Raw genomic sequence first — 12,734 nt, 5'->3', positions numbered from 1 at the left:
ACCTTAGGTTGCATCAGAGAAAATGCTGCGAGTGGACTGTGCTTCTTTTTAGTTCTTCCGAGCATACATATATTATAGTGACGGAATGATTTTAATCGATTTTATATCCGTGAAGTTTCGCACTTATATTATGGTGTTTGAAAATAGTTTCCGTCAGGGGAATAAGACAGATTCGGGACACTAAAAGTGTAATATTTTAGTAGAAAATAAATTATATATTGAGTAGAGAGTAAATATATGTGACAATTTAATGGAAATATTTTACTAGTAAAGGGAGCTGTCTTTATGAAGAGTCCTAGAAAAAAATGGATCAAAAAAAGGTATCCAATCCTTACAACATTACTCATAACCATATGGATTTGGTATGGTTCCTATCACCTCGGATTTAATATAGGGGAGTTCTTCGCGAATATAAAAAACTAATTCTAGGATTAATTATTGAGTGAATTCTGATATCCTACGAGGAAGTTAGTATGATAGTTTGCAGCTTAAACTTTAAATATGAATTAGAAGGTGATAAGGATGAGGAAAAGAGAAGTATTCACGTTATCAGCATTCGCGTTTTCAATGGGCATTGTTTTAGGATTTTTAATTTCACCTGCGAAAAATGGTTTTGGTAATAATTCTGGTAATAACATTAAGAATTACTATTATAGCAAGCCTCCAGTTGATGAATCATGATTTTCTAAATGTTTAATTTAGAAAAAAATAGGATTGGAGAGAGATTTCCAGTTAGAGATTTGTGAATTACATGAATTTTGGAAATTTTATCAGGGAGAACTTTACATGAACAGTAAGTTAATTGAACAGATACAAAGTAAACATCCTGATCTGATCATTAATGATTTTTATGTTAATGAATTGGGACAGAATAATGAGGTCATGATTGTCAATGAATCTCTGGTTTTCAGGTTTCCTAAATATAAAAAAGAGATCATGCAATTACGAAGAGAAACTGAGATTTTAAAATACATAAGAGATATCGTAACATTGCCTATTCCGCTTCCTATATATGAAGCTTTTGATGAGGTAGAACCTGGGAAGGTCTATACTGGCTATAGATTAATTGAAGGCAATCCTTTCTGGAGGAAAAGTTTCTTTGAAATCAAGAGTGATGAGCAGATTGGAGGGGTGGCGTCACAACTGGTTTCTTTTCTTGAAGCCATGCATTCTATTTCTGGAGATTTAGCAAGTCGGGAATTACAATTGGTGGCCAACCATCCTAGAGACGAAATGAGTTCTCTTTATGAAAAAATTCAACATAAATTGTTTCCTTTTATGAGCAGGGAATCTCAAATCAGTGTAAGTGAATCGTTCGAGGATTTTCTAATTGGAGAGGCACTTTTAAATGTAGATCTTGTCTTGATTCATGGGGATTTCGGTGCTTCGAATATATTATGGAATTCAGTGACTGGTGAAATTTCCGGTATCATCGATTTTGGTGGATCTGGCATAGGGGACCCGGCGTATGACTTTGCGGGACTCCTCTCCAGTTATGGTGAAGATTTTTTTAATAGGTGTATTGATCAATATCCGAACGGGAAAGAAATAGCTAAACGTGTTCACTTTTATAAAAGTACCTTCGCCCTGCAGGAAGCACTGCATGGAATAGAGAATGACGATCGGCAGGCTTTTGAAGCAGGTATTCAGAATTATAGATAGTTGTGATGGTGAGAAGATTATGGCTTTCCTATTTCTGCTGGGTGGAGAAATGACGCCGACAACGCGGCATTCCTCACCTAATAAAATTATTGATTAACCGCAGGAGCATCTTTCCAAATGATATAATTATGTTATTCATACCCTGATAAAAAATGGAAAGAGTGAAGAGTATTCCATTCATTATGTTATTGTGACAGGTTTCAGTTGGAAGTGTTCATGTTCAAAGCTGTCAAGAAAAAGCCGTTATTGTGATAGCTTTCAGGTGGAAGAGGCCAAAGCTGTCAAGAAAACACCGTTATTGTGACAGCTTTCAGGTGGAAGAGGCCAAAGCTGTCAAGAAAAAGCCGTTATTATGACAGGTTTCAGTTGGAAGTGTTCAAAGCTGTCAAGAAAAAGCCGTTATTGTGACAGCTTTCAGGTGAAAGGGCTCAAAGCTTTCAAGAAAACACCGTTATTGTGACAGCTTTCAGGTGGAAGAGGCCAAAGCTGTCAAGAAAAAGCTGTTATTGTGACAGCTTTCAGGTGAAACAGGCCAAAGCTGTCAAGAAAAAGCTGTTATTGTGACAGCTTTCAGGTGGAAGAGGCCAAAGCTGTCAAGAAAGCTGTGTTATTGTGACAGGTTTCAGGTGAAAGAGCTCAAAGCTGTCAAGATTCCGCCGTTTTTGTGACAGCTTTTAGGTGGAAGAGGTCAAAGCTGTCAAGAAAACACCGTTATTGTGACAGGTTTCAGGTGCAAGCGGCCAAAGCTGTCAAGAAAACACCGTTATTGTGACAGGTTTCAGGTGAAAGAGCTCAAAGCTGTCAAGAAAAAGCTGTTATTGTGACAGGTTTCAGGTGCAAGAGGCCAAAGCTGTCAAGAAAGCTGTGTTATTGTGACAGGTTTCAGGTGGAAGAGGTCAAAGCTGTCAAGAAAACACTGTTATTATGACAGGTTTCAGGTGAAAGAGGTCAAAGCTGTCAAGTATCGCCATGGCAATGCCGAGGTTCATAAAAAAACCGCTTAACTGCATTCGGGCAGAAGTAATAGAGAATCAACGAATTGTTGAACGGGAGGAGGGGGATAGATTGATCCAGAGGCTTGGAAACGCTCCTTATTTACTTCTGGTTGGTGCTGCATTATTTTGGGGCGGCAATGCGGTTGCTGGAAAGTTTCTTGCTGGTTCGCTGCCGCCAGTGACGATTTCGTTCACTCGTCTGGGGATTGGCGTTCTCATCATGTCTCCGGTTATCATCAGGCTGTTCAGACATGAAAGGGCAGCCTTAAGAGAGCACTTCAAGCTGCTGTTTTTCCTGGCGGTGACCGGGGTAGTTGGATTTAATCTGCTGATTTATTGGGCGGTCAATTACACGACGGCGATCAATGCAACTTTATTGAATAGTACTAGTCCTCTGTTCATTTTCCTGCTTTCAGCTCTTCTGATCGGAGAAAAAATGGAGTTGAAGTACTGGGTGTCGATGGCGATTTCAATGGTCGGTGTGTTGATTGTCATCACGCATGGGTCAATTGAGAGAATGCTAGCTATGCAGTTTAATATTGGTGATTTAATTATGGTGCTGGCTGTAATTTCGTGGTCTTTATATTCTATTTATATTAAAAAGATTTCCGGGAAGCTGCCATCGCTTGCAATTTTCGGCTTTACGCTGGCGCTTGGTTTTATGGTGATGATTCCTGCGGTGGCTATTGAATTGGCATTCTTTCCGGTTGGTGACGTGAAACTTGCGGAGTGGAGTGCTTTATTTTACATAGGGATTTTTCCTTCCATCTGTTCCTTTTTATTATGGAATCGTGCCGTTGCAATGATTGGGCCATCGAAAGCATCGATTTCTTTGAATCTAATTCCGGTATTCGGTACAGTCGCGGCGTTTTTTATCCTGGGCGAGGTGATTGCCATTCCGCAAATCATTGGCGGATGCCTGGTTTTTATTGGGGTATTCATTACTTCTTTTACGAAAAAGAAAGCAGTGCAGTTGGTTGAAGAGGGATAGATTTGAGTGGACAGCGCAAAAATATATATAAACTTTGAAACAGCGATTTGTTCGCTGTTTTTTGTTGTTCCAGTTTTATTTTTTCTATGACATTTTTAATAGAAGAAGGGTCTAAAGGCTTATTCAAGTGCTTGTCTCATATTGTCAAAACATTCATACTTTTTACACTATTAAAATGTTGCTAAATTAATATATCATTTATTTAGCGTCCCGAAATGTATGAAAAGGAGGGGTGGAAATCTGGGGCGACGACTTTTTGAAAAGGGGATACATAAAATGGTTAAAAGATTAATGAAAGTTGTAACGGCTGCCTTGATCCTTGTGCTTGCGTTCAGCTCAGCTGCATATGCAGCGCTACAGCCAGGGGGGCCATCCACGAATGGTAATACTAACATTAACAGTACCCTCTCTTACAATGAAGTTATCAAAATCCTTGAAGACATCGAGAGAAGCAGCAAGGGAAAGGTAGAAGTATCGAAGCTTGATCAGTATGGAAAGTCAGAACAGGGCAGAAGTATTTATGTTGCAAAAGTGGGAACAGGCCCTCAAAAAATATGGATTCAGGCACAAATCCATGGTAACGAGAAATTGGTTACCGAAGCAGCACTTCAGCTTTTAAAGACGTATGCGAAAAGCGGAGACAAGGAAGTTGAAAAGGTGCTTGAAGAGGCAACTCTTTATTTCATCCCAATGTATAATCCGGATGGAGCAGAAATGAACATCCGCCATACTAAATTGACTGACAGCGGAAAATTAATCGACTTGAACCGTGATTGGACTCTTGAGGGTTTTGAAGCAGCAGAATCAGAAGTAGTCTATGCCTATTGGGCAGACGTTAAGCCAGATTTCGCCATCGATCTTCATCACCAAGGATTCAAGCAAGTCTATGGAACAAACGAATCTACATCGTTCTCCCTTGGCATCTCACTTGCTCCGGATGGTCCAACACTTCCAGGTACAGGATATAATGACATCACTAAGCAGATGATGGCCTATGTCTATGATGAGATGAAAGATTATGGTTACACACATATTGACAGATACCAAGTCGCCATCAATAGAGAAGCAGAAACAGCCTACGATATCGATATCAAGGGCGGCGTTGTGTCAGCGATGATGATGGGGCTGAACTATAAGAATTTGAATCCAGAGGGGCATAGCCATCCAGCAGTATTCTTTGAAACAAAAGGAAATTCTACTGATGGAAGTCTTGGCCAAAGATCAAATGGCTACCTGACAAAGCAGAATTACCTGGCATTGAAATCGCTGGTACACGGTTATGTAACAGGAGAAGTTGAAAAAGTGAATCCAGAAGACTGGTATAACATCCCGTATTACCCTCTTGCAGGGTACATGACGGATTATGCTGGGAATATACCTGTCGGCTCTGGCAGCGGCTACTAATAGTTTTGTAGGGAGTGTCTCAATTCGATGATTGGGACACTTTCTTTTTGATTGCTTTTAAGCATCTAGTGAAAGGAAATTAGCTAAATTAGTCGAATTTATTAGGTGTTGGATATGTTTTTTAAAAGGAGGCCGTATGGAGTCTTTAAAGCCTATTAAGAGAAGTCCTTTGAGGATTTATTTTGGAAAAAAATATTATCGTTCCAAAAGATATTTGAATTGGATTTTTGGGGACAAGAAATTCTCTGTGAAAAAAGATGATCGTGAGCTGAAACACCAGGTATTCACCCATCAAACTTTACTGCTTCGAGAACTGAAGGATGTTGATATGTGGTTACAGCATAATAAGGTGAAGAATCTTAAAATCGCAACGAAAAAGTTGAATAAGGTAGTCATCCGTCCCGGGGAAACTTTTTCATATTGGCGGTTACTTGGAAATACAACGAAGAGTAAAGGCTATGTTGATGGAATGATCCTTCATTATGGCAAGGTTACGACAGGTATTGGCGGAGGGCTATGCCAATTATCAAACCTGATCTATTGGATGACTTTGCACACTCCATTAACCGTTACTGAAAGATATCGGCATAGCTATGATGTTTTTCCGGATTCCAAAAGAAGTCAGCCTTTTGGCAGTGGAGCTACATGTGCTTATAATTATCTTGATTTGTAAATTAAAAATGAGACGAATAACACCTATCAATTAGTTGTTTATTTGAATGACAATCATTTAGTTGGTGAGTGGAGGTCAGAATCCCGACCGATCCAAACGTACGAAGTGTATGAACGGGAGCATTTAATCACTCGGGAATACTGGGGAGGATATGTTAGACATAATACCATTCACCGCAAGGTATTTAACAAAGAAAAAATTCAAATTGATGATGAGTTTGTTACTGAAAATCACGCTATAATGATGTATGAACCTTTGCTAGAGCAGCAAACTGAGAAAGTTAATTGAGAATACATTAGGTTTTTACAAAAAGACAAGCTCTAGTAAATGTATAGGAGATTAATAGAGTTTTAATTAGGAGGATTACATATGTACAAAGAAGGTTTTGTAGAGGTTACCGGCGGTAGAGTCTGGTATGAAATTTATAATAAGGATGCGGAAGGGACACCGGTTGTTATTTTACATGGTGGGCCAGGGTCTTCGACATATTCTTTAAAAGGGTTGAAGGCGCTGGGCAAGGATCGCCCTGTTGTCATGTATGACCAGCTTGGCTGCGGGAAGTCGGATCGTCCGGATGATCTGTCGCTTTGGAATATTGACCGGTTTGTTGAGGAGCTCGGTCAGGTTCGTGAGGCGCTGAATCTTGATGAAGTTCATATTCTTGGTCACTCATGGGGGACGACTTTGGCGGCGGCATATGTGCTGACCAAGCCAAGTGGGGTGAAGAGCGTGATTTTTTCAAGCCCATGCCTGAGTGCGCCTTTGTGGGAAGAAGATCAGAAGCGGAATATTGCCAAGCTTCCGACTGAGGTACAAGAAACCATTTTGCGGTGTGAAGAAAGCGGTGAGACTGACTCAGAAGAATTCAAGGCAGCAATCAAGGTGTTTAACAAGGAATTCGTATTCCGCGGTGAACCGGATTTGGAATGGCTGAAAGCTGGAGCTGGCATGAGGAACCCTGTCGTGTATGAAACGATGTGGGGGCCATCTGAATTTACAGTGAAGGGGAATCTGAAGACTTTCGATTGCACACCGCAGCTGGGTGAGATAGCGTGTGCGACACTTTATACTTGCGGCCGATTTGATGAGGCGACACCTGAATCAACGGAGTATTATGCAAAGTTGACGCCAGAGTCTGAATTCCATGTTTTTGAAAAAAGCGCCCACATGCCATATTTCGAGGAGCCGGAGGAGTATCTGCAGGTGATTGGTGAGTTTTTGACAAAAATTGATCGTCAGGTGTGACTTTTCTTATACTGATTCACAAACCCTTTATGCTATGTTAACAGTGTTAATTAAGTCATAAAGGAGTTTTTCTCATGAGCTGTGGATGTTCTAGATTAGAAGATGGCAAAGCAATTGTTGATCATGTGAAGAGTAAAGGCAAGGAAAAGATAAAACCACGTGTCGCGCACCAAATCGCTTGTGAATGCGGTGATATGTTCACGATGGAAACCGTTATCACGAACTGTCCAAGCTGTGGCATGACATACGGCGTCACACCTTGCAGTTCCGGAGATATCGATAAGGTAAAAGCAGCAGGAATTCAATATGCATAAAGAAAAAATCTCTCGAGTTGTCGAGAGATTTTTTTGTTGGGTATAGGACGGGGATTATGGTAAATTGGATGAAGTTGTATGAATTATACGCTGTAAACTGCTACTTGTGGTTAATTCCCTATCATCAATATGTCTTTAGATCGCTGATTCCGATTCAGCAATTGGTACAAAGTGAGTCTTAAAAACGCTATGCTTTTTACCAAATTTGTTGGTTACTATATAAGTTGTGTCAAATTCTCTTTCAACTTCATAAATATCGCCTACGGTAAATTCCATCTCAAGACCTTCATTATTCTTGCATACGACTTTACGCATAATAGCCTCCTGGGAATTAAATCATTACTATATATTTCGTAAGGTGTTTAGTTTTTATGTCCGGTTTGGCGAATTGAGTCGGCTGCTCAATCACTGATTGCTGATCAGTTTGTTATTTTTTAAAAAAACGAGTTGGAAAAATGGTAAAAATAGCACTTTTTTTCCAATTCGCCAATAAAGTTGTGAAAATCGCCAATATAATTATTTTTTCGCTAATAAAATGAAATTATCGCCAATAAAATTTGAAAATCGCCAATAAGTTTCTGGTTTTCGCCAATAAAAATTTCAGGCACTCAGAAGGATGCCTTCCAATTTCCGGATTAAGCCAAAAAGAGTCTAATAATGTGATAAAATCGTAGAAGAATACAATCGGGGGATCACTTTATGAATGAAAATACATATTTTTATCAATTTTTAGAGCCGATTTCAAAGGAATTGGCCTTGCTTGCTAAAGAATTAGAAAATAGTATCTTTTCCAGCCCGAGAACGATGCTGACTCATTCGCGCGTGTTTATTGAAAATATCTTGCAGCAGGTGACAAAAGCTGAGGGAATGCCAGAGGACGCACGGACTGGTTTGAAGGAACGGTTGGATCTGCTCAATGATCAGGGTTATTTGATTCCTGACATTCGCGATGCGCTGCATTTGGTACGTAGAATGGGAAACCAGGCGGCACATGATGCTCGGATGTTCCGTTTCTCAGAGGCGCTTTTATCATGGGAAGCTTTGTATAGCATTGTGAAATGGTATGTTGAAGTATACGGCCCGGTTGATGTGATTGTACCGGAATATCAGGATCCATCTCCCCAGGCAGAAAAAACGTTTGAAATGTCTGAGCTTGAGGTCAGGTTAAAGGGTTTGGAGGATCTGTTAAAAAATCCTCCTCCGCAACAAGCTGAAACTCCGGGGAGTGAAGAAGTAGCAGCGGCTGTTGCTGCTCCTGCTGTTGAAGTTCAGGAAACGCCTGGGTTTACGCCGATCCGGACGATCACTTACAAGGTCCGGACACTTGATATCCCTTATTTCCTGCGGGATGCTTTTCTTTTGCCGCAGCGTTTTGATAAGTCGGAAACTTTCTTGATTCGTCTTGGTGCAGAACAAGAAGCGAGGATCATGAGCGAGCTGCCAGGTGATCTCGAGGGTTTGCACAAGAATGTGAAGCGTTACAACGAGAAGAATGATGAGCAATTTTTCGAAGAGCTTGGAACCTTCATTGAAGAGGAGAAAGTTCGCAGAAACCTGACATTGAAGCGTCAGGGAGAATTGTTCTTCTTTTACAAAGCGAGTCATATTGTGGTGACGGAAGAATTGAAAAAAGTTCAGCTAACTGCTGAGGAATTCACGGGCATCCCAAGTTTATTAAGGCAGTTGAATGAGGATCAAATCTACACAGTCGGCCAGCTGCCAATGGAGCTTGTAATTTTAGCGAAGTATGACAATGTTGGAGTAGGGACGGTTGAAAAATTGTTCGACCAGCTGAAGGCTAAGGTTCCGGACAAGTCCCTGCATGCTGATGACGACACTTCAACAGAGCGGAAAAGCTTCAAGAAGTGGGAATCTTTATATATAAAAGTAAAGCTGAATGGAGATCAAACAGTTATTGAGGGTTCTAGCGTTCCGACGATTTGGAAGGAAGCGTTGAAGTGGATTGAGGCAAATCGTCTGCCACTGCATGACCTGGTTAAAGCAGGGGTCATCCTTGGGTCTACCGATAATGGGAAGCGTTATGCCATTGCGCTCCAGCCGATCCATCCCGATCAAAGACCATTTACGCAGCTTCATACCTATCAGTCACAAATTGAAGGTGAAGTATATTATCTAGAGACAAAGATCAATCCGAAGTCCGGACTTGAGACACTGGGTAAGGTCTTGACTCGACTAGGTGTTGAAGTGGAAATTCCCTTACTAAAGGGTGAATAGAATTGATAGACTGCCGTGGTGACGCCACGGCAGTTTTTTGAGCATTGTATTACTTCCTCTTTTGGGCTTTCAATTTGTTCATTTCCAGTTCAGCAGCATATTCCTCTTGCGATTTGCCTTGCTTGAAGCTTTCAGATTGGATTTTTTTGAACTTGTTGTCATTTTGATTTGGCATATGTACACCTCCTTTTGAACATACGTATTTTGTTCAAAGTACAGATGATTATTCTGAATCTGTTCCAAAAAACATTGGTTAAATTTCTCATAATTCAATATTATTTTGCTATTCCGGATTTAATGAAAGCGCTTTACATGTGAAACTATTCACAAGTATAATAAGAGTGTAAATAAAACATTATTCATTTCCTGGAGGAATCGCAATGTTAGCTGACCTTATCTATGAATTCAAGAGCTGGTGGATGGGAGATTTACCAAGGGTCGGAAATGAGGAATTTGAAAGAATCGAATCTAAGCATACGAGAGTCCATCACGATGAAGATATATATGAAATCATTCGAGTGCATTAAAAGCACAGCAATCTGCAGTCCGATTCCAAAGTGAGTTGGACTGTTTTTATTTTATAGTAGAAAATAATTTCTGACTGGTATATGATTAGACTTCCTTAATGTTTGTTTTTTCCTATGCGAAAATGGATAAAACTAAACAATGAACGTACAAGAATATGGAGTTGATTTTTTGAGTAAAGCGAAGGGCAAGAGCGGAACAGGAAGAGGTACTGGCAAGAAAGGCTGGAATCGCTGGCAAGCTAGTGCAAATAAAGCTAAGAGTTTCAAGCCGTACAAAAGTAAAGGTGTAAAACATGGGGATGCTTCTAAGGATGGAGCCTCTGAAAAATAGTGACAAATCATGATGCGTTAATCCCAAAATGGATTGACGCTATTTTTTTGTGCTGGTTCACCATTTTCAATAATAATGAATGAGGTGTGGTATTTGCGGCAGTTCTCCAGCACCTGTTAAAAGAAGCCATCGATTACAAACATGAGAACGGCTTAATAGTCTGAGGGGGTTAATGGACATTTCGGATGCTTGTGGTGTTTGAAATGTCTTATAAAAGAGGTTTAATGGACATTTCCGAAGCTTGTGGAGCTTGAAATGTCTAATAAAAGAGGTTTAATGGACATTTCAAAAGCTTGTGGAGCTTGAAATGTCTAATAAAAGAGGTTTAATGGACATTTCAAAAGCTTGTGGAGCTTGAAATGTCTAATAAAAGAGGTTTAATGGACATTTCAGAAGTTTGTGGTGTTTGAAATGTCTAATAACGGGGGTTTAATGGACATTTCAAAAGCTTGTGGTGTTTGAAATGTCCAATAAATGATTTTTTATTAACTGGATATTAAATAAAGTTTTATAAATGTCATCTTTCAAGTCTTTGATCTAATAACGAAGGGAATATATTGACAACATCTCATATAACCGCTAAACTATTTTAAAATTCCAAATAATAAAAGCGTTGAAGAGAAGAGTAATTAAGTTAGGGTATTTCCAGAGAGCTCCTGAATGCTGAAAGGGAGTAATATCGAGCTTAATGAATAAAGTCTTGGAGCATCTTACTAATCTGACGAAAATTCAGGGATCGTAAGGCGGGTTCTTCCGATAAAGAGATAGGGTATGTAAGTACCTGAAGAGGTTGGTTTGGCGACAAACCAACAAACTGAGGTGGTACCGCGAAGTCAAACTCTCGTCCTCAAGATTCATTTCTTGGGTGATGAGAGTTTTTTTGTTGTTATTTTTTTACAGAAATTCGATAGATCGGAGAGGAGAATTAAGATGAAAGAACCTATATTATTAGATATTCCAACCAAGTTAGAAACAGAAAGATTAATACTTCGTGCTCCAAATGTAACTGGTGGCGGAAGTATCGTTAACCAGGCAATAAGAGATTCTTTTAATGAGTTAAAAGCGTGGCTTCCATTTGCCCAAAAGCTGCCTGCCGTTGAGGAAACAGAAATTAACCTGAGGAAAGCTCATATTAACTTTTTAAAAAGAGAAAGCTTTCGTTTTCTTATTTTTGATAGAAAGTCGGAGGATTTCATTGGAACTGCCAGCCTGCAAGGGATCGACTGGGAAATTCCTAAATGTGAAATAGGATATTGGATCAATACGAAGTTTAGCGGCAGTGGATATATGACTGAGGCGGTAAAGGCAATAACCGAATTCGGTCTAAATCAAATTAAATTCAAGAGAATTGAAATTAGATGTGAATCTACCAACCTGAAAAGTCGTGCCATTCCTGAAAAACTCGGGTTTGAACTAGAAGGTATTTTACGGAATGATGATTTATCAGCAGATGGCAGCAGACTGACCGACACCTGTTTCTATTCGGTCATTTCATAACTCACAACTCACGGTGCATGGATCCAGGAAGGATTCATGCACCTTTTTGTTGAATGTCTTACTGACAGAACTCATTCAGTGTTACGAGGGAAAGGTGGAGATTATCATAAGAAAACCACATATATTAATTTTCTTCGCAGCTCTCATTTTCCTTGCTGGTTGCAGTGCCGATGGTGGGAAGGTAACAGCAAGAGATGTTCTCAAAAGGAATGAGGACGCGGATGTCTTAAAATACAATGGTTTTATGTACAATAATGTCACCGATCTTGAATGGTTTGAGGAAATGAAGAGTAATCTTCAAAAAGGAAAGGAAATTGGTAAAATCAAAAAAGTAACAACTTCCAGCCTGTTTTTTACTAACCTTTCTGCTACGAAGTTACCTAAAGGAACGATTTTGTATGATACGGATGATGGCAAAACAGGAGTTATTATAGTAGAAACCGAGGATGAAGAAATTTTATATTATTTGCAATTGCTTGAAGGCTAGGAGTCACAGGACCACCGGATGACCTCCTACTAAGCGAAATTATTGGCAGTGCTTTTAAATCATAATCTGAAAATTGAAACCTTTTTCTGGCGCATTCGTAAAACTTTATATAAAAAACATTAAGGAGTGCTTGGAAAATGGGGTGGAGCCTAGCAAGGAATACAGATTTCAGTGGTCATCAAATCGAAATTGCTGTTATTTTATCATTGTTCATCATAGTCGGAGTTTGGGTGTATTATGATTCAGACAGATACTTTGTCGGGATAAAGAGACATATATTTTGGCTATTAACGATCATAACTGGTCCATTAGGTCTTATCGTTTATTTAATTCAGCGGAAAAAAGAAGGATTGGTTTGATGTTGTTACTGAGG

The 12,734-nt window shown here is 39.6% G+C and carries 14 protein-coding genes, 1 pseudogene and 1 other annotated feature; of the genes and pseudogenes, 13 read left to right on the top strand and 2 right to left on the bottom strand.

Features of this window, described 5'->3' with window-relative positions; genetic code table 11:
* Window positions 1-522: 522 nt before the first annotated feature.
* From J7E32_RS01770 to J7E32_RS01740, 7 genes and pseudogenes are all read left to right on the top strand, one after another.
* A complete protein-coding gene (locus J7E32_RS01770) occupies window positions 523-681 on the top strand; it encodes a hypothetical protein (RefSeq protein ID WP_214902732.1) in 159 nt (52 codons plus the stop codon).
* A 105-nt stretch (window positions 682-786) separates the two neighbouring features.
* On the top strand, window positions 787-1,662 hold the full coding sequence (locus J7E32_RS01765) for a phosphotransferase family protein (RefSeq protein WP_214902729.1): 876 nt from the start codon (window positions 787-789) through the stop codon (window positions 1,660-1,662).
* Between the two features lie 1,065 nt (window positions 1,663-2,727).
* Complete coding sequence (locus tag J7E32_RS01760) at window positions 2,728-3,648, top strand: DMT family transporter (RefSeq protein WP_214902726.1); 921 nt, start codon at window positions 2,728-2,730, stop codon at window positions 3,646-3,648.
* A gap of 276 nt (window positions 3,649-3,924) precedes the next feature.
* On the top strand, window positions 3,925-5,052 hold the full coding sequence (locus J7E32_RS01755) for a M14 family zinc carboxypeptidase (protein WP_214902723.1): 1,128 nt from the start codon (window positions 3,925-3,927) through the stop codon (window positions 5,050-5,052).
* A gap of 136 nt (window positions 5,053-5,188) precedes the next feature.
* Window positions 5,189-6,013: pseudogene (locus tag J7E32_RS01750) on the top strand (VanW family protein).
* 81 nt (window positions 6,014-6,094) lie between these two features.
* Window positions 6,095-6,970, top strand: a complete 876-nt coding sequence (locus tag J7E32_RS01745) for a proline iminopeptidase-family hydrolase (RefSeq protein ID WP_214902720.1) — start codon at window positions 6,095-6,097, stop codon at window positions 6,968-6,970.
* 74 nt (window positions 6,971-7,044) lie between these two features.
* Window positions 7,045-7,284 (top strand): hypothetical protein, encoded by a 240-nt coding sequence (locus J7E32_RS01740; protein WP_214902717.1) that lies wholly within the window; start codon window positions 7,045-7,047, stop codon window positions 7,282-7,284.
* A 135-nt stretch (window positions 7,285-7,419) separates the two neighbouring features.
* Here J7E32_RS01740 and J7E32_RS01735 read toward each other — a convergent pair whose 3' ends face one another.
* Entirely contained in the window at window positions 7,420-7,599 is a 180-nt protein-coding gene (locus tag J7E32_RS01735) for a hypothetical protein (protein ID WP_214902714.1), read from the bottom strand.
* A 384-nt stretch (window positions 7,600-7,983) separates the two neighbouring features.
* Here J7E32_RS01735 and J7E32_RS01730 point away from each other — a divergent pair, with 384 nt between their 5' ends.
* Window positions 7,984-9,519 carry a DUF4145 domain-containing protein gene (locus J7E32_RS01730; RefSeq protein WP_286182585.1) on the top strand — a complete coding sequence of 512 codons (1,536 nt, stop codon included), beginning with the start codon at window positions 7,984-7,986 and terminating at the stop codon, window positions 9,517-9,519.
* Between the two features lie 49 nt (window positions 9,520-9,568).
* Here the strand turns inward: J7E32_RS01730 and J7E32_RS22715 are convergent, their stop codons facing one another.
* Complete coding sequence (locus J7E32_RS22715; RefSeq protein ID WP_264188227.1) at window positions 9,569-9,694, bottom strand: hypothetical protein; 126 nt, start codon at window positions 9,692-9,694, stop codon at window positions 9,569-9,571.
* Between the two features lie 205 nt (window positions 9,695-9,899).
* On the opposite strand from J7E32_RS22715, the gene J7E32_RS01725 reads away from it, so the two are divergent.
* The 5 genes from J7E32_RS01725 (at window position 9,900) to J7E32_RS01705 (ending at window position 12,720) form a co-directional block, all read left to right on the top strand.
* Complete coding sequence (locus J7E32_RS01725; RefSeq protein ID WP_214902709.1) at window positions 9,900-10,046, top strand: hypothetical protein; 147 nt, start codon at window positions 9,900-9,902, stop codon at window positions 10,044-10,046.
* Between the two features lie 169 nt (window positions 10,047-10,215).
* Complete coding sequence (locus tag J7E32_RS01720; RefSeq protein ID WP_214736237.1) at window positions 10,216-10,377, top strand: DUF3934 domain-containing protein; 162 nt, start codon at window positions 10,216-10,218, stop codon at window positions 10,375-10,377.
* Window positions 10,378-10,981: 604 nt separating this feature from the next.
* Window positions 10,982-11,229, top strand: a binding site (T-box leader).
* A 78-nt stretch (window positions 11,230-11,307) separates the two neighbouring features.
* Complete coding sequence (locus J7E32_RS01715; protein WP_214902706.1) at window positions 11,308-11,874, top strand: GNAT family N-acetyltransferase; 567 nt, start codon at window positions 11,308-11,310, stop codon at window positions 11,872-11,874.
* 94 nt (window positions 11,875-11,968) lie between these two features.
* The gene (locus J7E32_RS01710) at window positions 11,969-12,361 is read left to right on the top strand and encodes a hypothetical protein (protein WP_214902703.1); all 393 of its coding nucleotides are present in this window, start codon (window positions 11,969-11,971) and stop codon (window positions 12,359-12,361) included.
* Window positions 12,362-12,498: 137 nt separating this feature from the next.
* A complete protein-coding gene (locus J7E32_RS01705) occupies window positions 12,499-12,720 on the top strand; it encodes a hypothetical protein (protein WP_214902700.1) in 222 nt (73 codons plus the stop codon).
* Window positions 12,721-12,734: the final 14 nt, after the last annotated feature.

It is taken from the genome of Bacillus sp. ISL-55 (genome assembly GCF_018613155.1).
Lineage (GTDB): Bacteria > Bacillota > Bacilli > Bacillales > Cytobacillaceae > Mesobacillus.
This window is presented reverse-complemented; position numbering and strand designations above follow the sequence as displayed.